The following is a 25693-nucleotide window of genomic DNA, read 5'->3' on the forward strand; positions in this document are numbered from 1 at the left end:
TTGTGGTCGACGTCCGCTTCAACGTGTGATCGATTCGCCACTCTCCGCCAGGTGATCCGTCAAGCGTCCAGGTCAGCAGGGGGCGGACTCCGTTGAGCCCGCCCCCTTCAGTGTTCACGTGCTGACTTGGTGCTGACTTTCGGCTGCTCCGTTGAGGAGTGAGTGCGGGATCCCGGCCTCCGCGTATGTGCGGAACTTGACCGTGCGGTCGCGGCTAGCGGATTCAGGGGAGACGACCTCGACGGCCAATCGCACTTCGTCCGCGGCGAACAAGGCGCGCACGGTATTCCGTTGTGGTGATCAGTGAACTCGATAACTCCCGATCACTGAGGGCCGTGCCGTCACGCGTCCTGCCGACATGGCTTCGCTCAGATGATGGTGCGACCCTTTGTGTCGGGTCACTGAAATGAAACTGCAGAGATAGGGTGCGCAGTGCGAACTCTCTGCCAATGCGTGTCGACGCTCTTCGGCCGCCTGCGCATCTTGTGGCCTCTCGGAGGAAAGTAGCCGTGCAGATCTGTGTAGTGGCGCTCGGAAAGATCGGCCTGCCGCTGGCTGTCCAGTTCGCTGCAAAAGGCCACCACGTCATCGGCGCCGACGTGGACGGGCACGTCGTGCACCTGGTCAATGAGGGCGTTGAGCCGTTCCCCGGTGAGGCCGGACTCGCTGAGAGGCTCAAGAGCGTCGTCGCGGAGGGGCGGCTGCTGGCCACCACCGACACGACCGCGGCGGTCATGCGGGCCGAGGCGGTAGTCCTGGTCGTTCCGGTATACGTCGACGCCCGGGGCACCCCCGACTTCGGCTGGATGGATACAGCGACGCGGGCTGTGGCACGCGGGCTGCGGCCCGGCACACTCGTGTCGTACGAGACGACACTGCCCGTCGGTACCACGCGAGGGCGCTGGGCGCCCATGCTCGAGCAGGGCAGCGGGCTGACCGCGGGCCGGGACTTCGCTCTGGTCTTCAGCCCCGAACGGGTGCTGACCGGACGTGTATTCGCCGACCTGCGCCGCTACCCCAAGCTGCTCGGCGGCATTGACGCGGCCTCCGCGCGCCGAGGTGTCGAGTTCTACGAGTCCCTCCTCGACTTCGACGTACGCGACGAGCTGCCTCGCCCCAACGGTGTCTGGGACCTCGGCTCGGCAGAGGCCGCGGAGTTCGCGAAGCTGGCCGAGACAACCTACCGTGACGTGAACATCGGGCTGGCGAACCAGTTCGCACGGTTCGCGGACCGCACCAACATCGATGTGGACCTGGTGATCGACGCCTGCAACTCGCAGCCCTACAGCCACATCCACCGGCCCGGCATCGCCGTAGGCGGTCACTGCATTCCCGTCTATCCGCGGATGTACCTGTGGAACGACTCGGACGCGACGGTCGTACGAGAGGCCCGTGCGGCCAATGCCTCGATGCCCGAGTACGCGGTACGGCGGCTTGCGGATGTGTACGGCGACCTGACCGGCGCAGGCGTGCTGGTATTGGGCGCGGCCTATCGGGGCGGCGTCAAGGAGACCGCGTTCTCCGGGGTGTTCCCCGTCGTCGAGGCGCTGCGGTCGCGGGGCGCCGAACCGTACGTGTCCGACCCGCTGTACAGGGCCGATGAGCTGAGCGCACTCGGCCTGCCGCCGTACAGCGGCCAGACAGTCACCGCCGCCGTCATCCAAGCCGACCACGGCGAGTACCGGGAGCTCGGATCCGACCGGTTCCCGCAGGTGCGCGTCGTGGTCGACGGCCGGCGGATCACGGACCCCGATCGATGGGCCGGGGCCGAGGTGATCGTGCTTGGTGCGCCGTCGCCGACGGCTCAGCGGGCCTGAGATCCGCTCATGTGATCTTCCAGCGCCCGCACCACGCGGGGTGCTGCTCTCCCGTCGCCGTACGGCATGCCGCGGGAGCTCTCCGGCGCAGGGCGCAGGACGATGTCGGGCCATGCCTGGGAGCCCGGTTCACGAGGATCCGGCACGAGTGTGTTCCAGCCGCCCCGGAGCGTCTCAGGCCATTCCGTCTCCGTACGGAGTGTCGTGCACACGCGCTCCAACAGGAACGCCTCTTTCTGGAGTCCTCCCGAGTCGGTGATCACGCCGCGTGAGCCGAGCACCGTGCGGATCAGCTCGGCGTAGGGAAGGGGGCGGCTGATACGGAGAGAGCCGTGGTCGAGCTTGATGCCGAAGTCCTCGGCACGTGCGAGCAGCCGGGGATGGGCGGCCAGGGCGACGGGAACCGGCAGACTGGCCAAGGCGTTCACGAGAGCGGCCAGGCGCTCGGGATGATCCGTGTTCTCGGCCCGGTGCAATGTGGCGAAGAGGTAGGGCTCCTGGGCGTCGAGGAAGGCCGGAAGTGCGGCGGTGGCGTTGTCCCTCAGCACCTTGTCCCTGATGCGCAGGCAGACGTCGACCATGACGTCCCCGGTCAGGACCGCGCGGTCGGCCAGGCCCTCGGCTGCCAGGTGGTCCACCGCCTCCTCGGTGGGCGCGAGCAGCAGATCGGCCGCGTGGTCGGTGAGGACGCGGTTGTGCTCCTCGGGCATCCGCCGGTTGAAAGAGCGCAGGCCCGCTTCCAGGTGGGCAACGGGGATGTGCTGCTTGGCCGCGGAAAGGGCGCCGGCAAGAGTTGAGTTGGTGTCTCCGTAAACCAGCACCCATTCGGGATGTGCGGCGGCGATGACGGGATCGAGGGCCGCCAGAATGGTACCGGTCTGCACGCCGTGGGTGCCTGATCCCACGCCCAGGTGCACATGGGGCTCAGGGATGGAGAGGCCGGTGAAGAAGACGTCGGACAGACCGGCGTCGTAGTGCTGGCCGGTGTGGACGATCGTATGATGGTGCTCCGTGTTTCCGAACGCTGCGGCGACTGCGGCAAGCTTCACGAATTGGGGGCGCGCCCCCACTACGCTCATGACCTTCACGGGCTCAACTTTTCTCGGTATTGAGCTGAAAGCTCCGTCAGAATTCCGTCTGTTTCTGCGTAAAGAGTCCCCTTACTCGGGCACTCCCAGAATCCGACCCGATCCGGCAGTGCGCGCAGACGCTCGCCGGCTCGGCCCACCCATCCGATCTGATGGGCAGGGACACCGGCAACGAGGGCGAAATCCGGCACGTCCTTGGTGACGACGGCCCCCGCGGCGACCATCGCCCAGCGGCCGATGCTGACCGGAGCCACACACACTGAGCGCGCGCCAAGTGACGCGCCCTCAGCGACTCGGACGCCGACCGCCTCCCAGTCACCGGCGCGTTTCAGACCTCCGTGCGCGTCGACGGCGCGAGGATTGCGGTCGTTCGTGAGGACGACCGCAGGCCCGACGAAGACGCCGTCGGCCAGCTCGGCAGGCTCATACACCAGCGCATGGTTCTGAATCTTGACCCTGTGGCCGATCTTCACCCCGGGTCCCACGTAGACACCCCGGCCCACGACGCAGTCACAGCCGAGCACGGCTTCCTCGCGAATCTGCGCGAGTTCCCACACGGTGGTACCAGGGCTCAGCACGGCTGACTCGTCGACCTGCGCACCGGGTGCGATCCGCACCTGAGGAAACGCCACCTTCCCGCTGAGGTTCATGTGCTGAGCAACGAGCACAGACCGCTCCGGGTGCGCCTGTCTGAGCCCTCTCCAACTCAGTTCGGTGAGCGGCAAGGTGAGGTGCTGTTCGCCGACCAGGCCTCTGAGCAGGAGGGCACGCGGCAGGCCCGACTCGCGGAAGAACCATTTGAGTTTCTGATCAGTAGGGCGACCGCCGACTTTCTGGCGCGCCGCGAATGGGGCGTCACCGTTTGCGCCTGTCCACTGGACTTCCTGCACCTGGTGGCCGGCTCGCCGAACGGACTGCTTCCTGGCGCTCGGCAGGGGTGCTCGTCACGACCGCTGGGTGACCATTGCCAGGGCCGGCGTGTGCGGGCGTCGCAGGCTCACGGACGCCTTCCTCAGTGCCGAGTCGAGGACGGCCTCCGCCACCTCGACCGTCCTCAGCCCCTGATCGAGAGTGACGATGTCCGTCGCTTTGCCGTCCACGGCATCACGGAACCGCTCGTGCTCGACGAGGAGCGGCTCGCGCTTGGGGATGGCGTAGCGGACCATGTCGCCCTCGGCTACGCCGCGGAAGGCGCGCAGCGCCTCCCACTCGGTGGTCACCGCTCCGTTGGCGTGGAAGGTCAGGTCTGCCGTGAGAGTGTCGGCGACGAGGCAGCCACGCTCGCCGGTCACCGCCGTGTAGCGCTCTTTGTGGGGGCTGAGCCAGTTGACGAGGTGGCTGACCAGGGTGCCGTCGCTGAGGTCGCCGACCACGGAGACCATGTCCTCATGAGGGCGGCCGCTCTTGGACACCGTGCGCGCCGAGACCGAGACGTAGTGGTGGCCGGTGACCCAACCGGTGAGGTCGATGTCGTGGGTTGCCAGGTCCTTGACGACCCCGACGTCGGCGATGCGGTGCGGGAAGGGCCCCTGGCGGCGCGTGACCACTTGGAAGACCTCCCCGAGTTCTCCCGCCTCGAGGCGGGAACGCAGGCTCTGCAGTGCCGGGTTGAACCGCTCGATGTGTCCGACACCGGCGACCAATCCGGCTCTGTCGAAGGCGTCGACCAGCCGTTGTGCGGCCGTCGCTGAGTGGGCGAGCGGCTTCTCGATCAGCGCGGGCACGCCGTTCTCGGCCAAGGCCAGGCCGACCTCCTCGTGCAACGCCGTGGGACAGGCGACCACCGCGTAGTCGAGTCCGAGCGCGAGCAGCTCGGGCAGGGTGGCGACGACGGGGGTGTTCCGGCCGGCCCCCGTGGAATCGCCTGCCGGGTCCATGGCGCCCACCAGCTCGACACCGTCAAGCGACGACAGCACCCGTGCGTGGTTGTGTCCCATGGCTCCAAGACCGATGAGTCCGGCCCGCAGGGTGTGCCGGCTCACCGTACTCCTCCGGCATCGCTCACGGCCTGTGCGATCCGCTCCAACTCGGCCCGCCCCAGGGTCGGGTGAACCGGGAGGGACAGAACCTCGGCAGCTGCCCGATCGGTCTCGGGGAGGGACGGCCTGCCGTGGTCCTGATAGGGCTTGAGTCGGTGGATCGGGGTCGGGTAGTACACCGTGCTGCCGATGCCCTGTCGCGCCAGGTCCTGCTGCACGGAATCCCTCAGACCGCCCGGGATGCGGACCGTGTACTGGTGGTAGACGTGCCGCGCGCCGTCCGCCTCATGCGGAACAGACAGTCCCTCGATGTGGGAGTCGAGCACCTTGGCGTTGGCTCTCCGCTGCTCCGTCCAGGCTGGTAGCTGCTTCAGCTGCTCACGGCCGACGGCCGCCGCGACGTCGGTCATCCGCATGTTGGCCCCGACGATCTCGTTCTCGTATCGCTGCTCCATGCCTTGGTTCCGCAAAAGCCGAAGGGTGCGGGCGAGGTGCGGATCGCCGGTCGAAATGATGCCGCCCTCGAGAGCGTGCATGTTCTTCGTCGGATAGAAGCTGAAGCATCCTGCCTCACCGAAGCTGCCGACGGGGCGGCCGTGCAGCGTGGCTCCGTGCGCTTGGCAGGCGTCCTCCAGTACGGCGAGCCCATGGCGTGCGGCAAGCTCCATCAGCTGGTCCATGGGCGCGGGGTGCCCGTACAGATGCACCGGCATGAGGGCCGCGGTGCGCGGACCGATCATCGCTGACGCGGCGAGCGGGTCGAGGCAGTAGGTGCCAGGCGTGATGTCGGCGAAGACGGGATCGGCGCCTACCAGACGTACTGCGTTGGCGGTCGCCGCGAACGAGAACGAGGGCACCACGACCTCGTCTCCCGGTCCGATGCCCAGGGCCATGAGGCTCAGCTGCAGGGCGGAGGTTCCGGAGTTGACCGCTACGCAGGCGCGTCCGGCGACCAACTCGGAGAACTCGTCTTCAAACGCGGCCACTTCTGGGCCCTGGACGACACGGCCACTACGCAGAACGCGTACGGCCGCAGCGATCTCGGCCTCACCGATCACGGGTCTGGCCGCCGGGATCGATGGAAAGGAGCGGGTCATTGGACTTCTCCGTTCGGGGGGCGAGAGAGAGTCGACCTACGTTCAACTTCTGCTCACCCCACCCGGTTTTCCTGCGCGTCACATATCCACTCTTATGGACGATCAGAGGCGATGCGCGTCGCTTGATTCAGGAACACATCGAGTACACGCGCCAGAATAGGCGTCATCATGGTAAGTACGTGGCTTCACGCAGTGAGCCTTTTTGAGAGATCTAGGCTAGGCCGTTCGGACCAAGTTTCCCGACATCTGGCGTGGTGACGCTTGCAATGCGTCTTAGCGACTGTCATTACTGATCCAAGAAAAATGCTTGGTTGCGGTGGACCCTTTCGATTCATGGGTAGGCAATGAAGGCAGGGAAGGACCCAGTGTGCAGCCGGAAGGGCGCTGTGGAGAGTGCGCGGGCATTCGCGGCTCTGATGTTACGGCGCCGCAACCGGGTCTTCCTCTGGGTTGCCGGAGCCGTCGGTCTGTTGTCCGCCGCGTCGGCCGGTTTCCTGGTGTGGGAGGTCCGCGCGGTCCAGAGCAACCTTGCGGCGGCTCAGGTGGCCACTGACCGACTGCAAACGGAGATGGCCCGTCAGCGCCGGCCCTCAGCCGAGGGGTTGGGCGACATCCGGAGACACACAGCTGCCGCCCGGAGCGCGGCCAGCACGCCGGTGTGGAGCGTGGCCGAGGGCCTCCCGCTGATGGGTCCACCGCTCCGTTCTGCCCGGGGGCTGAGTGTCGCCGCCGACGAGATGGCCACCGGCGTGCTGCCGGAGGCTGTGCGACTGCATCAGATGCTCGCGTCCGGCCGGATCGTGTCCAACGGTCGCGTCGACCTCCGTCGGCTTTCGGCTGCCACGGACCTGCTGGGGAATGTGGACCGTCAGCTGACCGGAATCGAGACGAGTTTGAATGGCCTGCCCGGCTCGACAGTGGTCGGTCGCCTCGACATGGCACGGCAGCGGCTGTCCGACAGAGTGGCACGCCTTTCCGACTCGGTCTCCGAGGCGGAGGCGACGACGCGGCTTCTGATGCCTCTTCTGGGTGCCTCGGGGCCACGCTCCTACTTTCTGGCCTTCCAGAACAATGCCGAGGCCCGGGGCACCGGTGGCCTCGTAGGCACCTTTGGTATCTTGACCGCCGACCGTGGTCGCATCACTTTGCACGACTTTGCGTCGGATGACACGCTGCCGCGCACCTCCACCCCCGTGGCGAACTTCGGACCGGCCTTCGACCGCCGGTACGGAGCCGCTGAGAGCACGCAGGGGCTGGCCAATTCCAATCTGTCCGCTCATTTTCCCTATGCGGCGCAGATCTGGATGGGCCTGTGGCAGCGGCATACGGGGCAGCGTCTCGATGGGGCCATCGCGACCGATCCTGTGGGACTCGCCCGTGTCCTCAGAGCCACGGGGCCGGTCCGACTTCCGGACGGAAAGCAGCTGACGGCGGATAACACCGTAGAGCTCACCGAGAGCACCCTTTACGCGTCGTACAGCAACATCGAACGAAAGCGTTTCCTGGTACAGCTCGCACAGTCAGTCGCTGCTGCCTTGCTGGGTCCCCACCATGATTCGGTGGCCCTCCTCCACGCACTGCGGCAGAACGTCGACGACGGCCGACTGCGTGTGTGGAGCAGAGATTCCTCCACCGAGTCGGCGCTCGAAGAAGCCGGGCTGGCCGGCGCCGTCCCCGAGAGAACAGGGCCGTTCGCCTATCTCGTGGTCAACAATTCCGCAGGCAACAAAATGGACTACTATCTTCGGCGGTCGCTGACCTACGAGCTTGGTCCTTGCGAGGGCGGTACCCGTTCCAGCATGGTGCGAATCAGGCTGACGAACACCGCTCCCGCTGCGGGCCTGCCTGCCCTCGTACCTCTCCGTTCCGACGATCCCCGGCGCTCACACCTCCGGGGGTCCACAAGCATCTGGCTTTCGCTGTACGCCAGTTCCGGTGCGCGGTTCACCGGTGGGACCCTGGACGGGCGGCGACTTCTGTTGTCGTCGACCGAGGAGCGCGGTCACCCCGTATTCGGGACGCAGGTGGAACTCCTGCCCGGTCAGACGCGAGAAGTTGACATTAGTCTGCTGGAACCGGCTTCGGACCGCGCCCCCGTGATGCCCTTGCAGCCGTTGGCATGGCCGCAGACCACCAAGGTGCGTATCCAGCCGTGCGTGAAGTAGTCGGACCGCTTGAGTGAACCTCAAGGGGCGCCCGCCCGCTCAAGAAGGATGCAGCGGGACTCATCCAGCCCAGCAGCGAAATCGTACCCACGGAAAGTCAAGTCTGCCAGAACACAAGAAATATTCTGATTCACCCAAAAGGATGCGGCGGCGTCCGTGGACATGCCGTCGGCAAAGTGTCGGAATAGGTCTTTGGCACATGACAACCTGCTGATCGGGGTTCACCTTGCGTGGGGAATGCGCGGGCAACGACAAGCTGACAGCGGATCATCCTGCGGTGTTCCACACCGCACAGGAAAGCCGCGTTGCGCCGGGTGGTTGGTCTGGCGTTGCCGCCCGGTACCGCCGGCCGGCGGTGCAGGCCGCCATAGACGCGATCGCATGGACTTGCGGCCTGTTGATTGCCGGCCTGATCACCAGCGGCGCTTACGATCCGCTCGTCGGACCAGGCGATCTGGTGATCATCTGTGTTGTCACATCGACAGCAGCGGTACTGGCCGGGGCCGTGTGTGGGCTCTACTCCGGGCGCTATCAGGCCGAGACCGGCGCGGAGTTGAGCGCGGTGCTGGTCTCCGCGGGGGTGACCGGGCTCCTTCTGGAGGGCATCTGCCGCGCGGGGCTTCCCCTGGTGGGCGACAAGCCAGGCGTGGCCGGCCTCGCCGCCCTGGTCGGCGTGCTTGCCATGATCACCGTGAGGGCCGCGGTCGCGGCTATCCGGCGCAGGCCGAGACGGCCCGCGCCGACCGCCGTCAAGGTGATCGTGTTCGGTGCGGGCAGCGCCGGAACGCAACTGGTGCAGCGGCTGATCGGTCACCCTGGCGCGCGGTACCAACCGGTTGCCCTGCTGGATGACGACCCAGGCAAGCGCCGACTGCGGATCTGCGGTATCCGTGTGCGCGGCGGGCGGGACCGGCTCGCGGAGGTCGCTGCCGAGACCGGGGCGACGGTCATGGTGATCGCGATCGCCGGCGGGTGCCGGGGCGGCCAGGTGATCCGCGAGCTGATCGCACTGGCCGAGTCGATCGGCCTGATCACCAAGGTGATTCCGCGCGTTGAGGAACTGGTCGCCGGACCGGCGCGGATCGATGACGTCCGTGATCCGCGGATCACTCAGCTGCTGGGCCGCGATCCGATCCGGCTTGACCTTGAGTCGGCTGCCGGTCAGTTCGCCGGACGCCGCATCCTTGTCACCGGCGCCGGCGGCTCGATCGGTTCGGAGCTGTGCCGCCAGTTGCACCCGCTGGGTCCCGCGTCGCTGGTGATGCTCGACCGGGACGAATCAGCTCTGCACGCGATCCAGCTCGCGCTGCACGGCCGTGCGCTGCTCGATTCCGACGAGGTCGTACTCGCCGACATCACAGATGCCTCCCGCATCCGCGAGGTCTTCGCGCAGACCCGCCCCGAGATCGTGTTCCACACGGCGGCGGTGAAACACCTGCCGCTGCTCGAGCGGTATCCGGCCGAGGCGCTGAAGACGAACGTGGCCGGGACGCTGAACGTGCTGCAAGCGGCTGCGGCCTGTGGCGTGCGGTCGTTCGTGAACGTCTCCACCGACAAGGCGGCCGACCCGGTCAGTGTCCTCGGCACCTCCAAACGGCTCACCGAGCGGCTCACCGCCCACATGGCCGGTGAATACCCCGGGACCTGGGTGTCCGTCAGATTCGGCAACGTCCTGGGCAGCCGGGGTTCGCTGCTCGGCTCGCTGTCCGCGCAGATCGCTGCGGGCGGCCCGGTCACCGTGACTCACCCTCAGGTCGCTCGCTACTTCATGACAGCCACCGAAGCCGTCCAACTGGTGCTGCAGGCCGTGACCGTCGGGGAGAGCGGTGAGGTCCTCGTCCTTGACATGGGCGACCAGGTCCGCATCGTCGACCTCGCCCGTCGCATGGCCGCCTCGGCATCGCGGCACGTCGAGATCGTCTTCACCGGGCTGCGGCCCGGCGAAAAGCTGACCGAGGACCTGCTGGGCAAGGGGGAGCCAAACCACCGGCCGAGGCATCCGCTGGTCAGGCAGGTGCCGGTGCCCGTACTCGATCCCGGTGAGGTCATCGGCATCGGTCACCTCACCGATGCCGATGAGGTACGCGCCGCCCTGGCGCGTCTCGCCGTCGCACCCGGCCCCGAGCAGTCGGCCGGCCAGCCCGCGCTGCCCGGCCAGCCCGGCCAGCCCGGAAAAGCGGAGGCCAGCAGATGACCGCCCCGCCTCTGTCAGGCCGGTACCCGGCAGACCCGGCAGACCCGGCAGACCCGGCAGACCCGGCAGACCCGGTGATCCCGGAGGCGCCCGCTGCAGCGCCCGGCGGCGCCCGGGTCGGCGACCGGGTGCCTCACCGCAGGTCGTACCGCGGCAAGCGACTGCTGGACCTGGTCGTGGTCAGCCTGATCATCGTGCCGGCCGCTCTGCTCTGCGCGATCGCCGCGCTGGCGCACCTGCTCGCGCATGGCAGACCCGTACTGTTCCGGCAGCAGCGGGTCGGCCGCGACGGTCGCCCGTTCGTCCTGCTGAAACTGCGCACGATGCGGAGTGTTCCGGCCGGCGCTGAGAAACCGGGTGACGCCGATACTGCCCGGGTGACCGCGGTCGGCCGGGTACTGCGCCGCACGTCCCTTGACGAGTTGCCACAGCTGGTCAATGTGCTGCGCGGACAGATGAGCCTGGTCGGGCCCAGGCCGACCTTGCCCTACCAGGTAAGCCGGTACACCGATCGTCAGCAGTTGCGGCTGCTGGCCACCCCAGGCCTGACCGGCCTGGCGCAGTTGCATGGGCGACAGCGGCTGAGCTGGCCGGAGCGCATCGAGTGGGATCTGCGGTACGTCCTCCGCCCGAGCTTCCGGCTCGACCTGGCCATCTTGTTCCTCACCATCTGGACGGTCCTGGCCGGGGGCGGAGCCACCGCCAGCCACGACAACGATCCGATCGCCCGCGAACCAGAAGGGATGCTCTCAGGTGGCTGACAGCAACGTCCGGATCCGGCTTGCCAGTCCCGACCTCGGTGAGGAGGAGGGTGAGGCGGTACGCAGAGTCCTGCGCAGCGGTGTTCTCACCAACGGCGCGGAGAACGAGGCCTTCGCGCAGGAGTTCGCCGACCGGCATCAGGCGCGGTTCGGTGTGACGTTCTGCACCGGCACGGCCGCGCTGCATGCGATGTTGCTCGCCGAGGGCCTCGGCCCCGGCGACGAGGTGATCGTCCCGTCGATGACATTCGTCGCCACCGCGACATCGGTGTGCCACGTCGGGGCCACCCCGGTGTTCGCCGACATCGACCCCCGGACGTTCAACCTCGACCCGGTATCGGTCGCGGCCCGGATCACCCCGGCCACGCGGGCGGTCATGACCGTCCACTACGCCGGGCAGCCCGGTGACCTCGACGGGCTGGCGCGGGTATGCGGCGCGGCCGGCGTGCCGTTGCTGGAGGACGCCGCGCAGGCGGCCGGCGCCGAGTACCGCGGCAGACCGGTCGGCACCTTCGGCCGGTCGGCCATGTTCAGCTTCACCCCCACCAAGAACATCACCACCGGTGAGGGCGGCATGGTGCTGACCAACGACCCGGGCGTCGCGGAGCGGCTGAAACTGCTCCGCAACCATGGTCAGACCGGGCTGTACCAGCATGAGAGCCTCGGGTACAACTGGCGGCTGACCGAGATGCAGGCCGCGATCGGCCGGGTGCAGCTGCGCAAGCTGGACGGCATCCTGGGGCGCAAACAGCTGATCGCGGAATCACTGACCCGGCGGCTGGCCGGGCTGCCCGGCCTGACGACGCCGCATCAGCTACCCGATGCCCGGGGAAGCCGGATGCTCTACACCTGCCTGCTTCCCGGCGTCCGCGACCAAGTGCTCGCCGACCTGTTGGGCCAGGGCATCGAAGCACGGATCTACTTCCCGCCCGTACACCGGCAGCCGATCTTCGCCCGGCGGGACGGCGGCACCGGGGACGCCGCGGCACTGCCGGTGACCGAGGCCGTCGCCCAGGCGATGCTCTCGCTGCCGGTGCACCACCGGCTGACCGAGGCCGAGGTGACCGAGATCGCCGACGCGGTGACCACCGCCGTCGCCCGGGCAACCGCGTCGCCGAATGCCACGGATCAGCCGATGCCGGTCGGTGCCCGGTGACCGCGCATCACGAGCGGGCGTTCACGACTTGGGCGCGATGGGCCAGAACCGCGCCCAGGTCCTGGCCGCGCTGCCCGGTGCAGGTCTGGTCACGGCCCGCGATCGGGACCTGACCGGCGGCACGGCGGTGCCCGGCCTGCCCGTGCTGCCGGACCTGCACCAGTCGCTCGCGCTGGACGTGGACTCCTGCAGGGGATCTGCGCGGACGCCGGGTGCTCGGGATCCCGTGATCGAACCGGACGGTCAGGGCTCCCGGGCCCTGGCGGGGACGCCGACGACCAGCTGACCGACGGCGACATCGCGGGTCACCAGAGCCGCGGCGCCGACCATGACGGACGGCCCGATCCGCCGGCCCTGCAGCACGGCGGCGTTACTGCCCACCGTGGACCCGGCGCCGATGGTCACGTTGCCGGCGATGTTGGCCCCTGGCAGGATCGTCACGAAATCCTCGAGCACCGTGTCGTGACCGATGCTGGCCTGGTAGTTGACCTGGACGTGTGCGCCGGTGACGGTGCCGGTGGAGATGAACGCCTGACCCAGCACAACGCAGCCACGCCCGATCCTGGCGCCGGGGGAGACAACCGCACGCGGGTCGATCACTGTCGCCGCTCGCAGGCCGCGGTCTTCGAACTCCCCGGCCAGCCTGCGGCGCGCGTCGGCGTCGGCGATCGCGACCACGAACTCGTTCCGCTGCCCGCCGGACGCAGCCAACTGCCCGGGCAGCAGCACCGGACAGCCGTCGACCGTGGTGGCTGCCGGGTGCTCGTCCACGAAAACAACCTCGGGTGCCGCGGCTGTCGCCCGCACCGCGTCCAGCGTCTCCCTGCCGAAGCCGCCTGCGCCCACGATGTGCAGCGTCACAGCCGAGCCTCCGTCACCGGACCCCCGGCCCGCGCCGGTTCCGAGACCGCGGCGAGGAACGCGCTTGCCAGCGCGGTCATGCCGTGGTGCCGGTAGACCCAGCGGCGGCCGCGCTCGCCCATCCGCTCCCGTTCGGTCTCGCTCATCGAAGTCAGCCCGGCCAGCCCGCCCGCCATGTCCGCCGGTGACTCGGCGGGCACGCACACGCCGCCGCCGGACTCGCGCACCGGGCCGCCGGGCGCGTTGCTCGCGAACAGCACGGGCTTGCCGGACGCCAAGTAGTCGAACAGCTTGTTGCTGCTCAGGCCGTACTTGAAGACCGCGACATCGCGCAAGCAGAACAGCGTCACGTCCAGCTCGGCCAGCACGGCCGGCACGGCCTGCTTCGGCACCGGCGGCCAGAACAGCACGTTGTCCAGGCCATGCCGGTGAGCGAGCCGTTGACACGCGGCCTTCTCCTGGCCGTCGCCGACCATCACCACAGCGACCCGCGGATGGCCGGGGCCCCGCAACTCCGCCGCGGCCGCGACAATGGTCGCCACCCCGTTGGCCGGTCCGTGCGAGCCGATGTAGCCGGCGGTGAGACAACCGTCCTTGCGAAAGCGCCTGATCCGCTCGATCAGGTCGGCGGCCCGGTCCCCGGGGTCCGCAACGTCCGGGTCGGCCGGCTCACCCGGTTCCATCGGCCGGGGGAAGTCGGCGATCCCGTTCGGCACATAGTGGATTTTGTCGGCCGGGAGACCGCGGGCCTTCAGGTAGTCGGCGGCACCGGGCAGCAGGCAGATCACGGCGGACGCACGCCGGCAGCAGAAGGACTCGACCAGCCGGAGAAGCCGGGCAGGCAGCCCGTTCGCGCGCAGCGCGCCCATGTCGATCAGTGTCTGCGGCCACAGATCGCGTACCTCGAAGACGAAGCGGGCGCGGCGGACGCGGGCCGCCAGCCAGGCGGCGAGCACCGCGGCCAGGTGTACTGATGAGCCGACGATCACATCCGGCCGGTTCAGGCCGCGCTGCGTCGAGAGCACCCGGGCCGCATAGTGGGCCATGTTCAGCACGCGGCGGTATCCGTTGCCGGCGTAGGGCGGCGTGCGGACCCAGACGAAGCGGACGCCGTCGATCGTCCGGGTGGCCACCTTCTCGCCGGGCGCGAGCCGCTCCTCGCGCCTGCTGAAATGGCTGAAGCTGCTGGCGAAGATGGTGACGTCGTGCCCCTCCGCCGCCAGCACCCGGCCCAGTTCGTAGTGCCGGGTGCCGGCGGCGCAGTCCGGTGGCGCCGCGTAGTGGTTGAAGATCCAGATCCTCATGTCCTCACCTCCGCCGAAGCCGCTCTGTCGCACCTGACGGCGTGCTGAGCCTGGGCTCGTCGTGGGCCCGTGGCGCCGGTCGAAGGACCGTAGGCCCGCCTCCAGGTGCGCGACGGGCAGTTCTCGTGCCGCCGCCGCGAGCCTTCCGGCGAGGGTGGAGTTGGTGTCGCCGTAGCTCAGTACCCAGTCCGGGCGCTCCCGCGCGAGTACCGGATCGAGCGCTGCGAGCATCCTCGAAGTCGGGGGGGGCGGGGGGGGGGGNCTCGTGCCGCCGCCGCGAGCCTTCCGGCGAGGGTGGAGTTGGTGTCGCCGTAGCTCAGTACCCAGTCCGGGCGCTCCCGCGCGAGTACCGGATCGAGCGCTGCGAGCATCCTCGAAGTCGGCTCGGCCTGACTGGCCGAGCCGACTTCCAGGTTCACGACCGGAGGCGGGAGGCCGAGCTCGTCGAAGAAGGATTGCGACAGCAGATTGTCGTAGTGCTGGCCGGTGTGCACGACCAGGTGCTCGTGGCCGCGGCGGGCGAGCTGCCACGCGAGCGGCTAGCTTGACGAACTGCGGACGTGCGCCGACCACGCTGAGGTCTTTCACAGCTGTGTTCCCCCTGCCCTAACCGGTCGTCCGCGCCGGGAAGGGGCCTTTTCCTGGCGTCTGGGATGCCGGCTGGGGCCGGCCGACGCCGAGAAACGCTACTACTTTGCGTGCTCAAATAGCTACTTATGGTTACTTGTGCCGCTATGTTGTGCCTGCCTGCCGAGGCGGCAAGAAAATCCGCCGCCCGCCGCAGCACCGCCCCGTCTCGCGACTCCGGAGGCCTTTCCCTGGTGCAGTCGATCATGAAAAGCCTCCGTGTCCGGCTGCCTGGGGTGAGTCCGGCGGCGATCGGGGGCACACTGGCCACGCGACTGCTGGCCACGGCCATGAGCTTCGCGGCGGGCGTCATCGCGGCGCGGGACCTTGGAGTGCAGGGCCGGGCCACGTTCGCGGTCATGATCTCGGTCCCCACCGTGCTGAGCATCGTCTCGGTCCTGGGTATGGACAACGCCAACGCCCGGTTCTCCGGAACCTCGCACACCGCATTCCGGCAGATCGTTCGGTGGAGCGTGGCGTTTTCCCTGGTTGCCGGTTCGGCACTGGCGGGGCTGTGGCTGCTGCTCGGTCATCTCTGGCCGGTCGTGCTGCTCGGCGTGCCGTTCAGGCTTGCGCTGGTCGCGGCTGCCATGTGCCCGGTGACCTTGCTGACCACACTGCTCGGCACGGCCGAGATCGGTCGGGGGCGCGTCAAGACGTACAACCGCGCGAGCACCGTCCCCGCGGTCTTCCACCTCATCGGAGTCTGCGGCCTGCTCGCCGCGGGATCGCTGACGCCCACCAGTTGCTTTCTGTCGGCGCTGGCCGGGCAACTGCTCTGCGCCGGGGTTCTGCTGATCGCGGCCACCGCCCGCGTCCACGACGATGGCGAACAGGTTTCCGCCCGGACCTTCGGCAGCTTCGCCATCAAGGCCTATCTCCCGAACCTCATCCATTACGGAATGATGCGTCTCGATGTGCCGGTGATCCAGTTGCTTGCCGGTGCGACGGCCGTGGCCATGTATGCCGTGGCGCTGCCCCTGGCCGAGGCGATGTTCCTGCTCCCGACGGCGGTCGCGCTGGTGATGTTTCCCGCGGTGACGTCGGGTGCCGTCGACGCGCGGGCGGCAGCGAGGATCGCCCGGACCGTGTTCGCTGCCGCCGCCATGGCCGCAGCCGTCGCGGCGGCAGCTGCCCCCGTCCTGATCCCAGCGATCTACGGGCGGCCGTACTCCGGTGCCGTGCAGGTGATCTGGGCGATGCTCCCCGGCCTGGTGCTGTTCAGCACGGGCCGCTCGCTCCAGGCGTACTTGTCTGCTGCCGACCTGCTTCGGCCGGTGATCACAGCCACCGTAGTCGGCGCGGTGGTCAACATCGCGTTCCTCGGAGTCCTGACCCCCCACTATGCCGCGGTCGGTGCTGGCGCGGCCAACTCGGCCGGATATCTGGTCTTCGCGGTGCTGCTCGGCCGCGGGGTGCGGCAGCGCGTCCGCGCCTGCCCGCGCGAGTCGGCCGAGCCCGTCACCGAGGAAGTACCGGCCACCCCCGCTCGTCCGTCGCTTGGGCGACTGTCGCTCAAGACGGTCGGCGACCGCTGGCGGGACGCTTACCCGAGGCAGGTGAGGTCCGTTCCGTTCAGCAGAGCACCCGTGGTTGCGGCGGGACTCCTGACCGCGGCGGGCGTCGGCTACCTCGCAATGGCGTACGGCCCCGCCATCAGCACCTTCACCGTCCTGAGCGCCGCCGGGCTCGTCGTCATCGTGCTGGCCTGTGTGCTGATCCCGGACGCAGGGCTGTATGTGCTCGCCGCCGCGGTCCCGCTGTCACAGTCGGACGTCGGGACTTCGCTGATCAGCCCGAGACGGCTGGTCGCTTTGATGCTCATCTGCCTGCTGGGTCGCGTCGTCGCCGGCAGGGGGATCGTGTGGCCGAAGCCGACCGGCGTACTGATCACCGTCGGCACGGTCGGTTACCTGGCGGCCGCCAGCGCCCTGATCTACGACGCCGGTCCGCAGGGCACCGGCAACTGGCAGTACCTGCTGCTAGCGTGCGCGCCGCTGCTGCTGCTGCCACTGACCATCGAACCTGGACCGGCGCTTGACCGGGCGCTCCTGGTGTTCTGCTGGGGCAGCGTGATTCTGGCCGTGGTCGAAATCGTTCAGGCGGGGTCCGTCTTCGCCATGAAGGGGGACCTCACCCCTGCCGACACCGCTGTTCTGGCCATCACTCAAGAAGGTGCGGCCAACCACAACGCCGTGGGTGCCCTGTTCGTCATGGCGGCCGCAGTCCTGCTCAGGCGCTGTGCGGTCGTCCGGAAGGGCCTGTCGCGGTTGGCAACCGGTGCCGGGGTCGTCGTGCTCGCTCTGGGGATCGCGTACTCGCTGAGCCGCGCGGCCTACCTGGCGGGAATCGCGGTGATCGCGCTCTATGCCATCCGCAGATCGCTGCGCGGCGTCCTGGCCCTGAGCCTCGGCGCGGCCTGCCTGGTACTGCTGCTGCCCGCCGCGATCGCGGCCCGGTTCGACTCGATCCTCGGCGGCGCTCCGGACGCCAACTCCGCGGTACGGCTCGATCTGTGGAGCAGCGCACTGCGGATGTTCGAGGCGCACCCGCTTTTCGGTGTCGGCTATCTCAACTTCGCCGACCAGTTGCCCGCCTATTACCAAGCCACTGGTGATTACGAGATCATGTTCCTACAGTTCCCGCTCCTGGAATTCGCGCACAACACCTACCTGACAGTGCTCTCGCAGACCGGCCTGGTGGGCGCGGTCGGAATCGGCGCGATTGTCGTGCTCGGCGTCCGCCGGACATGGCGCGCGATCCGCTCCGGCGACCCTGCGGGCGAGGCGGCTCTGCTGGCCATGGTCGGTGTCGGCGTCTGCTCGGTGTTCGGCGAGATCCTGCTGGTCCCGCCCCTGTTGGCCGGTCTGCTTCTGATCATCCTGGCTGCGAAGCCGGCTCCGGCCGACGTACCACGACCGGTACCGGCACCGGCCTCAGCTCGGGCTTCGGCACCGGTACCGGCAGGGGGGGCGCGATGAGTACGGCCGGGATCGAGAAGTCCTCCCGGCCGCTGCGCATCCTGCAGATCACCTCGACCGCTGTCGGCGGAAGCTGGTTCCTCGATCAGGTGCGGGGCCTGGCCGAGCTGGGCAACGAGGTCTGCGCGGTGTTGCCCCGAGAGGGCCCGCTCGCCCACCAGTTGCGCGGGGTACGGGGCGTCCGGGTGGAGATCATCCCGTTCGGGCTGTCCCGTCGGATCAGGCAGCTGCCGGGGCTGATGGCTGCGCAATGGCGGCTGATGAAGTTCGTCAGGGAATACAAGCCGGATGTGATTCATTCCCACCTGATCATCGCGATGCTCGCCGCCCGTGTGGCGTCGGCCGCCTACCGGCCGGCGCTGGTCGTGTCGCAGGTTCCCGGACTGGTGCATCTACGGATCGCGCCCTTCCGGATCCTGGAGCGGCTTTCGCTGCGCCGGGACGATCTGGTGCTCGGATCGTGCCGGGCGATCGCGCGCCGCTACCAGGCCATGGGAGCGCGGTCGGTCGCGGTCAGCTACTACGGCTGCCACGTACACCGGTTCGACCCGGCAGCACCGCCGGATGCGTTCCGCCGTGAGTTCGGCCTCACCGACGACACACCGGCCGTCGGCATGGTCGCCTACATGTATCCAAGCAAACTCCGGGAGTTCCGCCAGGTCGGTGTCAAGGGGCATGAAGTCTTCATCGACGCCGTCCCGCTGATCCTGCGTCAGTATCCCGAGGCCAGGTTCTTCGTGGTCGGTGACGAGTTGGTCGGTGACGGGGAGTACCGGCGCGAGCTGGAACGCCGCGCCGCCCGGCTCGGCGTCGCCGACCGGATCCGGTTCACCGGCTTCCGGTCCGACATCAGCTCGGTCATGGCCGGGCTGGACGTCCTGGTGAACCCGTCCATGGACGAATCCGCCTGCTATACCGTGGTGGAGGCGTTGCTCATGCGAAAGGGTGTGGTGGCGACCGACGTCGGTGGCCTGCCGGACACCGTCCAGCACGGCCGCACCGGCCTGTTGATCCCGCCCGCCGATCCCCCGGCACTGGCACAGGCCGTGAACGCACTGCTCGCCGATCCCGCAGCGCGTCTCCGCATGGCCGACCGGGGCCGTGAACTCGCGCTCCGGCAGTTCGATATCGCCGACACAGTCGGCCAGGTGAACGAGCTGTACCACCAGGCACTGGCCGCGCGGGGACGACGCGGGCCGCTCCGCAGGGAGAGTCCGGTGTGAAGGACAACAGGACGTGGGCCAGAACGACGCTGGCCGGCATGGCGGGAAAAGCCGTACGCGATCTGCGGCGGCCGAGCTTCCCGGTCGACGCGACGCCGCCGGGTGACATGACCACCGACCAGCCGGGCAGGTACCCGCTCGACCTGCGGCCGATGACGGCCGGGAGCACGCTCGACCACGAGCGCGTGGTGGTGACCCGTGCCGCGACCGGCGAGACCTACCGGAACCCGGTCTCTGTCAGCCTGTATGCGCTCGCACAGCACACCGGCGCGCTCGCCGCCGGCCGGCACCCGGCCACTGGGGACGAACGGTCGCCGGGCGTGCAGGCTCTGCTGACCCAAGCCGGATGGCTGCGCGCCGGCCAGGACAGCAACGGCGGATGGCGCTATCCGGTACCAGTACCCCGGTACGGGGTGCGCCCGGGCTGGTACTCGGCCATGGCCCAGGGCCTGGCGGTGTCTGTGATGCTGCGCGGATACGCCACAACCGGTCAGCGGTCCTTTCTCGATGCGAGCGAGGGTGCGGTGGAACTGATGCTCCGGCCGCTGGACGCGGGCGGTTGCTCGCACTACGACCACCTGGGGCGCCCTTTTCCCGAGGAATGCCCGTCGGACCCGGTCAGTCACATTCTCAACGGAGCGGTCTTCGCCCTCTTCGGTCTCTGCGAGCTGAGCCGGCATCAGAGCGGGACTGCCCACGAACGTGTGGCGGACCGGATCCGCGACTCGCTGACCGCGTTCGACCTGGGGTACTGGACCAGGTACGACCTGAGGCACACCGCGCCCGCCAGCTTCGCGTACCAATGCCTGCACGTCGCGTTGCTGACCGCGGCCGGAGAGGTGCTCGCCGACCCGCGATGGCCGGCGGTGGCCATCGCGTGGGACCGCTACACGCGCAGTCCGGCCGGCCGACTGCGGGCTGCGGCGGGCAAGGGCCGGTTCGTACTCAAGGAGCGCCGTGCCCGGTCATGACCAGACCCGACGGCTGGGCATCTGCGATGCGCCGGCCGCGCCGCTGCGCGTCGTCCTGCTCGCGTCGGCCACGTCGGCGCACACCCGGCGCTGGGCGGACGATCTGGCCATGCGGGGGCATCAGGTGACTGTCTGCAGCTGGCATGAGCCGGGCCCGCGTCCCGACGGCTGGCGAGCCGTGTCCGCCCCCACCGGGTCTTGCCTGCCGTTGCGGGCAGCGCGCGGGGGGCACTGGCTGCGCCGCGAGGTACGCCGGGCGCGGCCGGATGTCATCCACGTCCATTCGCTCGGCGTGCACGGGGCGCTCTCCCTTCTGCTGCCGGCCCACCCGGCAGTGCCGGTCGTGATCACTCCGTGGGGATCCGAACTGCGTGCGGCGGACCGGCACTCCGCCCGGGCGCTGGTCGCTCGGCTGGCGCTCCGGCGGGCCGCACGCGTGGTGCCGACCTCCCGGGAGGTGGCTGAGCTGGTCGCGAGCCGATACCGGGTCCCCTCTTCACGGATCACGGTCCTTTCCTGGGGGGTACCGGACGCGCTGCTGGATGCCGGAAACGACGCCGATCCCCGGTTGACGCGCGCGAAGTACGGAATTCCGGCCGGTGCCAGGGTCGCGCTGTCGGTCCGCAGCACGTCGGAGGTCTACCGGACCCACGAGATTCTCGCGGCATTCACCCGTGCCGCGCGAGTCCGGCCCGACCTGTTCCTCGTCTTGGTGGCGGGTCACCAGCCGGCTCATGCCGCCGCCAGACGCGCGCAACAGGAATATCTCGCGCTTCTGCACGCCCGGGCAAAAGATCTGGCAGGCCGGGTCGCCGTCATCGATCGGCCACTCGGACAGGCCGAGATGTTCAGCCTGATGCGCGCGAGCGGTGTGGCGATTTCGGTTCCCCGGGCCGACCAGCGAAGCTCATCGGTGCTCGAAGCCGCGGCTGCCGGATGCCGGCTGCTGCTCTCCGACATCGCGCCCTACCGAGAACTGGTGGAGGACGGCCTGCTGGCGGATCTGCTTCCCGATCCGCTGGTCAGCACGTTGGCTGACGCTCTCTCAAACGCAGGGCCGCTGGATGCCGGTGATCGCCTGTCCAATCGGAAGCTGATCAGCCAGTCCGAGCGCGGCTCCCTGAAGGTCGCGGAACTCGAACGGCTGTACAGGGATGTGGCCCGCGCGGGGGCGGTGTGATCAAGACCCGCTTATGCGGGGGGCAACGAGGAGTGAGTACCTCGTGCCGGAAGGCGCCACTGCCCACTGTCCGGTTTCAGCGGGTGGTGCGGCTCGGCGGCTGTGCCGGAACAAGGACGACACGGAACATCTTGGGCCAGAACTTGCCCGTGAGGAGGAATTGGTCCGTTCCGGGGACGGCCGCGATGCCGTTCAGGGTGGAGCCGGGGACGAGTTGGTCGGCGTGCAGGAGGCCCGAGGCGTCGATGCTCGCCGTCACCGCGCCGGTGATGGGGTCGATGCGCACGATGCGTTCGGTGGGCAGCACGTTGGCGTACACGGCGTGGTCGGCGCACTCCAGCTCGTTCACTCCCGTCACCGGCCGGCCGTCTTCGGTCACGGTGACCTCACCGTTCTTCGCGAGGGTGCGCGGATCGCGGAAGGTCAGTCGTGCCGAGCCGTCGCTCGTCACCAGCTGCCGCCTGCCGCGGTCGAAGCAGATGCCCCAGCCTTCGTCGGGGTACGGGACGCGGCGCAGCTCCCTCAACGTCGTCGCGTCCCGCTCGATGGCGATCCGGTCCCGCCAGGTCAGCTGCCACAGGGTCCGACCCAGCAGGGTGATCCCCTCACCGAAGAGAGGAGCGGGAAGGCTGGTGTGCACCCTGGGTTGCTTGCCAGGGGACCCGGACCGCACGGAGGACTGACCGGACAGCCCGGTGCCCTCGTAGAGCGTGCCGCCGGCCATCTCCAGGCCCTGAGTGAACGATTTCGGGTCGTGGGGGAGGGTTTCGAGGACCTTTACCCGCAGGCGTTCGACCCGGTGGGGGCCGGTCTGCCGCCAGTGTGTGTGGCTTCGGCCGGCCGGATCGTTGGACACTGCTTCGACGTCCCGCTGGGCCGTGAGCGGCTCCGGTCGGGTGAGCAGCCCGGTGGCTGCGATGCAGACGGAGCCGGTGACCAGGACCGCCGCGATGGCCGACAGGACGTGTCTCAGTGTGATCCCTCAGGAACTGCGACGACGGCGTACGGTCAGCACCGTGCCACCGCCCGCCATGAGCAGGGCGGCCGCCGTGCCGCCGATCAGCAGCGCCTGTTCACTGCCCGTCGCCGCGAGCCCCTTGCCGTTCTGGTCCGATCCCGGCGAATTCGACGGCTCAACGGCTGCGGGGAGGTCGTGGGCATCGTTGCGGCCGCCGCCATCTCCGTGGTGCCCACCGTACCCCGCCTCGTCAGGGTGCCCGGGCTTGCCCGGGTGGTGGGGCGGCTTTGGGGTCGGGGTGGGCGTCATGCTGCCCTGCACGTGGATGCTGACGCCGACACTCTGGTGGGGGTGCTTGGAGGTGAGCCGGAAGACGTGCCAGCCGGAAGCGGTGTCCGCCGGGATGGTCACGGTCCCCGCAACCGATCCGTCGGCCCGGGCCCGGAAGTGGCCGAGCACGACCGGGCGTGATTGCAGCAGCGCCGTGACGTCCGCCCCGGGCTCGAACACGCCGGGGATGGTACTGAAGCTCAACTCCTCCCCGGCCGTCACCGTGGTGGTACTGACGGACAGGGGCGGGGTCGGCGGCGGGTACGGCTGCGCCGAGGCGGCCTGCGCCCCGATCAGCGGTACCGCGATGAGAAGGGCAGTCGATGCCGCCGATGCCAAAGCGGCCCGCCATCTGCGCGATGCTGTCATCTTCTTCAATCTCCTCGACTTGGGCCCGGGCCTGGTCGTGCGGCGGCCGCGATTCGGGGTGGACACCAATACCTGGATACATGGCGCAAATAGAACATAACGACATTTATTGGTTTGATGGCGCAAGAAGTCACTGCATTGGGGGAGTCCCGGCTCGCACGGTGTGCGTCGCGGGTCTTTCGAGGGGGCGACACGGGGGGTGGCTCCCTCGCTCGAAGAGTCCGAGTCCCTATGGTCGACTGCGTCCATAGGGAACAGAAGCCCCAATTCGGGTGGTTCCCTCAGTCCCGTGAGGGGTGCAGCTTGGATCTCCAAGGATTCCTGAAGGCTCTTGCCAGACGGTGGCCGACGGTCGTGGTCTGTCTGGTTCTCGCGGTCGGGGCGGCGCTCGCCGTGACAAGCGTGAGCACCCCCGTGTACGAGGCGAGGACGCAGCTCTTCGTCGCTACCCGCACCGGTGAGAACACCGTCGATCTGAATCAGGGGCAGACGTTCTCGCAGGCGCGTGTGCAGTCGTACGCCGAGATCGTGAGGACCCGTCAGGTCACCGCTCCCGTGGTGAAACGGCTGCGGCTGCGCACCACCCCGGAAGAGCTGGCGTCCCGGATCACCGCCGTCGTTCCGCTCAAGACCGTGCTCATCGACATCACCGTCCGGGACACCGACCCCCGGCGCGCGGCACGTATCGCCAATACCGTTGCGAGTAGGTTCAGTTGGGTCGTCGAGCAGTTGGAGACCCCCAAGGAGCCGGCCCCCTCGGCACTGCCCGAAACGGGTGACAACGCCGAGCGTGACGCGCCTGTCCCACCGGTCTCCCCGGTCTCCCTGGGCGTGACCGAGGAAGCCGTCGCCCCGACCTCTCCTACATCGCCCCGCCCGTTGCTGAACCTGGCCGTGGGTGTGGTCGGCGGCCTGCTGCTCGCTGCCGGGCTGGTCGCCCTCCGCGAGACGCTCGACACCACGTTCAAGACGAGCACGGCACTGGGCGCATTCACCGCTCTGCCCGGCCTCGGCACCATCCCGTACGACAGGACCGCCCCAAGGCAGCCGCTGGTCAGTGCCGACGGGCACTCCAAGCGCGCCGAGGCGTTCCGCAAACTGCGTACCAACCTGCAGTTCTCGCAGGTCGACGATCCGCCGCGGATCATCGTGGTGACGAGCTCGATGCCCGGTGAGGGCAAGACGAACGTCGCGATGAACCTCGCCCGCTCCCTCGCCGAGGCCGGCGTTTCCACCTGCCTCGTGGACGGCGACCTGCGCCGTCCGTGCGTGGCGCCGGCTTTCGGCCTCGTCCAGGACGGGGGCCTGACCACGGTGCTCATCGGACAAGCCCGTGTCGAGGATGTGATGCAGCAGGTCGCCGGCGGCGTCTCGGTGCTCGCCAGCGGTGCTGTGCCGCCGAACCCCGCGGAACTGCTCGCCTCGGCGCGTATGAAAGAAGTGCTGCGCGAGCTCGCGGACGTGTACGACGTTGTGATCATCGACACTGCGCCGCTGCTGCCGGTCGCCGACACCATGGGACTCGCCTCTCTCACTCAGGGTGCGCTGCTTGTCGTACGGGCCGGGAAGACCAACCGGGACCAGGTGCGCACCGCCACGGAATCGCTGGAGCGCGTGGGCGCGCGCGTGCTCGGCACCGTGTTCAGCATGGCTCCGGTTCCCAAGGGCGGCCGTTATGGCCGTTACGGCGCCTACGGGGAGTACGGCGAGCTGCCCGCTCCGCGTACGTCCGCCGCGCAGGAGGGAAGGGCTGCCTCCGCGGTGATGCGTCCCACGGACGGGAGATGACTCGGATCCTGTTCGTCTGCACGGGCAACGTGCACCGCTCGGTGCTCGCGGAGCGCCTGCTGGCGGCGAAGCTGCCGCCAGGCTCGACCCTGCGGCCGGAGAGCGCCGGCACGGAGGCGTGGCACCGTTTCCTTATGGAGGACACCACTCGGGCGGTGCTGGAGGAACTGGGCGCTGATGGCTCCGGATTCGCCTCCCGCCCGCTCACCGCACAGCTCATGGCGGGCGCCCCGCTGGTCCTCGGCCTCGCGCGCGAGCACCGCGAGGCGGCCGTGCGCCTCGCGCCGGCGGCGATGCGGCGCTGCTTCACCCTGAAGGAGTTCGTGCGGCTCGCGGACGGCGGAGCCGCGGGGGGTGGCGGGGGCGGCTTCGAGGCCGTGGTGGCGGCGGCTGCCACCCGCCGCGGTGCCGCGGCCCCAGTCCCGCCGGCGGAGGACGACATCCCGGACCCCTGGAGCAGGCCCCGTGAAGAGCTGTACGAGTGTGCCCTGGAGATCGACAGGGCGGTGACCGGGCTGGTCCGGCTGTGGGGGCTGCGTCATTAGTACTGCGCTTGCGGTTCTCCATTCGATCCCGTGGTGTGTCACGAACGGTCCTCCCGCGGAGGCGCAGGCGGCGGCTTGAGGTCTCCCTCGCCGCGCGCCGGCGCGGCAAGGGCACGATGCCCACCGTCTCCACCTACGGCTACCACTTCCCAGAGGCGTACCGGTTGACCGGCCTGGTCGATGCGGACGGCGAGACGAAGTACACGCCTGGCAGGCTGCGGCAACTTCTTCGCCCCGACCGCCCCGACTCACGGCGTTCCGATCCATGAGGTCTCACGCCGGCTGGGCCACCGGTCGGT

Annotated in this window: 23 protein-coding genes and 2 pseudogenes; 14 read left to right on the plus strand and 11 right to left on the minus strand. The window is 68.9% G+C overall.

All coding sequences use genetic code 11. The annotated features are described in order from the left end of the window. Positions 1-162 precede the first annotated feature (162 nt). Positions 163-279, minus strand: a pseudogene (locus ACWBNA_RS02350) (Uma2 family endonuclease); the annotation flags it as partial. Between the two features lie 230 nt (positions 280-509). Between ACWBNA_RS02350 and ACWBNA_RS02355 the strand changes: the two are divergent. Continuing rightward, positions 510-1817: a nucleotide sugar dehydrogenase gene (locus ACWBNA_RS02355; protein ID WP_482701775.1), complete on the plus strand. Its 1308-nt coding sequence runs from the start codon at positions 510-512 to the stop codon at positions 1815-1817. Here the strand turns inward: ACWBNA_RS02355 and wecB are convergent. The 4 genes from wecB to ACWBNA_RS02375 all read right to left on the minus strand — a co-directional run bounded on the left by wecB (position 1805) and on the right by ACWBNA_RS02375 (position 5981). Then, positions 1805-2905 carry a non-hydrolyzing UDP-N-acetylglucosamine 2-epimerase gene (wecB, locus tag ACWBNA_RS02360; RefSeq protein WP_482701777.1) on the minus strand — a complete coding sequence of 367 codons (1101 nt, stop codon included), beginning with the start codon at positions 2903-2905 and terminating at the stop codon, positions 1805-1807. The genes ACWBNA_RS02355 and wecB overlap by 13 nt on opposite strands. Further along, the gene (locus tag ACWBNA_RS02365) at positions 2902-3555 is read right to left on the minus strand and encodes an acyltransferase (protein WP_482702408.1); all 654 of its coding nucleotides are present in this window, start codon (positions 3553-3555) and stop codon (positions 2902-2904) included. Before ACWBNA_RS02365 ends, wecB begins: the two co-directional genes overlap by 4 nt. A gap of 294 nt (positions 3556-3849) precedes the next feature. After that, the gene (locus ACWBNA_RS02370; RefSeq protein WP_482702410.1) at positions 3850-4842 is read right to left on the minus strand and encodes a Gfo/Idh/MocA family protein; all 993 of its coding nucleotides are present in this window, start codon (positions 4840-4842) and stop codon (positions 3850-3852) included. A gap of 41 nt (positions 4843-4883) precedes the next feature. Further along, a complete protein-coding gene (locus ACWBNA_RS02375) occupies positions 4884-5981 on the minus strand; it encodes a DegT/DnrJ/EryC1/StrS family aminotransferase (RefSeq protein ID WP_482701779.1) in 1098 nt (365 codons plus the stop codon). A gap of 386 nt (positions 5982-6367) precedes the next feature. On the opposite strand from ACWBNA_RS02375, the gene ACWBNA_RS02380 reads away from it, so the two are divergent. The 5 genes from ACWBNA_RS02380 to ACWBNA_RS02400 all read left to right on the plus strand — a co-directional run bounded on the left by ACWBNA_RS02380 (position 6368) and on the right by ACWBNA_RS02400 (position 12543). Then, positions 6368-8146: a DUF4012 domain-containing protein gene (locus ACWBNA_RS02380; RefSeq protein WP_482701780.1), complete on the plus strand. Its 1779-nt coding sequence runs from the start codon at positions 6368-6370 to the stop codon at positions 8144-8146. 277 nt (positions 8147-8423) lie between these two features. Next, complete coding sequence (locus ACWBNA_RS02385; protein WP_482701782.1) at positions 8424-10340, plus strand: SDR family NAD(P)-dependent oxidoreductase; 1917 nt, start codon at positions 8424-8426, stop codon at positions 10338-10340. A 128-nt stretch (positions 10341-10468) separates the two neighbouring features. Continuing rightward, entirely contained in the window at positions 10469-11101 is a 633-nt protein-coding gene (locus ACWBNA_RS02390) for a sugar transferase (protein ID WP_482702412.1), read from the plus strand. Next, positions 11094-12257: a DegT/DnrJ/EryC1/StrS family aminotransferase gene (locus ACWBNA_RS02395; RefSeq protein WP_482701785.1), complete on the plus strand. Its 1164-nt coding sequence runs from the start codon at positions 11094-11096 to the stop codon at positions 12255-12257. Before ACWBNA_RS02390 ends, ACWBNA_RS02395 begins: the two co-directional genes overlap by 8 nt. 37 nt (positions 12258-12294) lie before the next feature. After that, positions 12295-12543, plus strand: coding sequence for a hypothetical protein (locus ACWBNA_RS02400; protein ID WP_482701787.1), 249 nt, complete (start codon positions 12295-12297; stop codon positions 12541-12543). Here the strand turns inward: ACWBNA_RS02400 and ACWBNA_RS02405 are convergent. The 4 genes and pseudogenes from ACWBNA_RS02405 to ACWBNA_RS02420 form a co-directional block, all read right to left on the minus strand. Further along, positions 12501-13118 carry an acetyltransferase gene (locus tag ACWBNA_RS02405; RefSeq protein ID WP_482701789.1) on the minus strand — a complete coding sequence of 206 codons (618 nt, stop codon included), beginning with the start codon at positions 13116-13118 and terminating at the stop codon, positions 12501-12503. The two genes, ACWBNA_RS02400 and ACWBNA_RS02405, sit on opposite strands and share 43 nt — an antisense overlap. Continuing rightward, the gene (locus tag ACWBNA_RS02410; RefSeq protein ID WP_482702414.1) at positions 13115-14422 is read right to left on the minus strand and encodes a glycosyltransferase family 4 protein; all 1308 of its coding nucleotides are present in this window, start codon (positions 14420-14422) and stop codon (positions 13115-13117) included. Before ACWBNA_RS02410 ends, ACWBNA_RS02405 begins: the two co-directional genes overlap by 4 nt. Positions 14423-14488: 66 nt before the next feature. Then, positions 14489-14662 (minus strand): annotated as a pseudogene (locus tag ACWBNA_RS02415) (UDP-N-acetylglucosamine 2-epimerase); the annotation flags it as partial. Further along, entirely contained in the window at positions 14599-14916 is a 318-nt protein-coding gene (locus ACWBNA_RS02420; RefSeq protein ID WP_482702417.1) for a UDP-N-acetylglucosamine 2-epimerase, read from the minus strand. The pseudogene ACWBNA_RS02415 and the gene ACWBNA_RS02420, both read right to left, overlap by 64 nt. Before the next feature lie 327 nt (positions 14917-15243). Between ACWBNA_RS02420 and ACWBNA_RS02425 the strand changes: the two genes are divergently transcribed. The 4 genes from ACWBNA_RS02425 to ACWBNA_RS02440 are packed head-to-tail and all read left to right on the plus strand — an operon-like array spanning position 15244 to position 21404. Next, entirely contained in the window at positions 15244-18030 is a 2787-nt protein-coding gene (locus ACWBNA_RS02425) for an O-antigen ligase family protein (protein ID WP_482701791.1), read from the plus strand. Beyond that, entirely contained in the window at positions 18027-19253 is a 1227-nt protein-coding gene (locus tag ACWBNA_RS02430) for a glycosyltransferase family 4 protein (protein WP_482701793.1), read from the plus strand. Before ACWBNA_RS02425 ends, ACWBNA_RS02430 begins: the two co-directional genes overlap by 4 nt. Further along, a complete protein-coding gene (locus tag ACWBNA_RS02435) occupies positions 19250-20224 on the plus strand; it encodes a D-glucuronyl C5-epimerase family protein (RefSeq protein WP_482701795.1) in 975 nt (324 codons plus the stop codon). Before ACWBNA_RS02430 ends, ACWBNA_RS02435 begins: the two co-directional genes overlap by 4 nt. Next, the gene (locus ACWBNA_RS02440) at positions 20211-21404 is read left to right on the plus strand and encodes a glycosyltransferase family 4 protein (protein WP_482701797.1); all 1194 of its coding nucleotides are present in this window, start codon (positions 20211-20213) and stop codon (positions 21402-21404) included. Before ACWBNA_RS02435 ends, ACWBNA_RS02440 begins: the two co-directional genes overlap by 14 nt. A 76-nt stretch (positions 21405-21480) precedes the next feature. Here the strand turns inward: ACWBNA_RS02440 and ACWBNA_RS02445 are convergent, their stop codons facing one another. Together ACWBNA_RS02445 and ACWBNA_RS02450 are read right to left on the minus strand one after the other, a co-directional pair. After that, a complete protein-coding gene (locus tag ACWBNA_RS02445; protein WP_482701799.1) occupies positions 21481-22260 on the minus strand; it encodes a glutaminyl-peptide cyclotransferase in 780 nt (259 codons plus the stop codon). A 126-nt stretch (positions 22261-22386) separates the two neighbouring features. Further along, the gene (locus tag ACWBNA_RS02450) at positions 22387-22872 is read right to left on the minus strand and encodes an LPXTG cell wall anchor domain-containing protein (RefSeq protein ID WP_482701801.1); all 486 of its coding nucleotides are present in this window, start codon (positions 22870-22872) and stop codon (positions 22387-22389) included. 7 nt (positions 22873-22879) lie between these two features. Here ACWBNA_RS02450 and ACWBNA_RS02455 point away from each other — a divergent pair, with 7 nt between their 5' ends. The 4 genes from ACWBNA_RS02455 to ACWBNA_RS02470 all read left to right on the plus strand — a co-directional run bounded on the left by ACWBNA_RS02455 (position 22880) and on the right by ACWBNA_RS02470 (position 25663). Beyond that, the gene (locus tag ACWBNA_RS02455) at positions 22880-23161 is read left to right on the plus strand and encodes a hypothetical protein (RefSeq protein ID WP_482701803.1); all 282 of its coding nucleotides are present in this window, start codon (positions 22880-22882) and stop codon (positions 23159-23161) included. Positions 23162-23292: 131 nt separating this feature from the next. Next, complete coding sequence (locus ACWBNA_RS02460; protein ID WP_482701804.1) at positions 23293-24849, plus strand: tyrosine-protein kinase domain-containing protein; 1557 nt, start codon at positions 23293-23295, stop codon at positions 24847-24849. Next, positions 24846-25394 (plus strand): arsenate reductase/protein-tyrosine-phosphatase family protein, encoded by a 549-nt coding sequence (locus tag ACWBNA_RS02465; RefSeq protein WP_482701806.1) that lies wholly within the window; start codon positions 24846-24848, stop codon positions 25392-25394. Before ACWBNA_RS02460 ends, ACWBNA_RS02465 begins: the two co-directional genes overlap by 4 nt. Positions 25395-25429: 35 nt before the next feature. Beyond that, on the plus strand, positions 25430-25663 hold the full coding sequence (locus tag ACWBNA_RS02470; protein ID WP_482701808.1) for a hypothetical protein: 234 nt from the start codon (positions 25430-25432) through the stop codon (positions 25661-25663). Positions 25664-25693 lie beyond the last annotated feature (30 nt).

The sequence above is a fragment of the Streptomyces sp. Q2 genome (assembly GCF_056820935.1).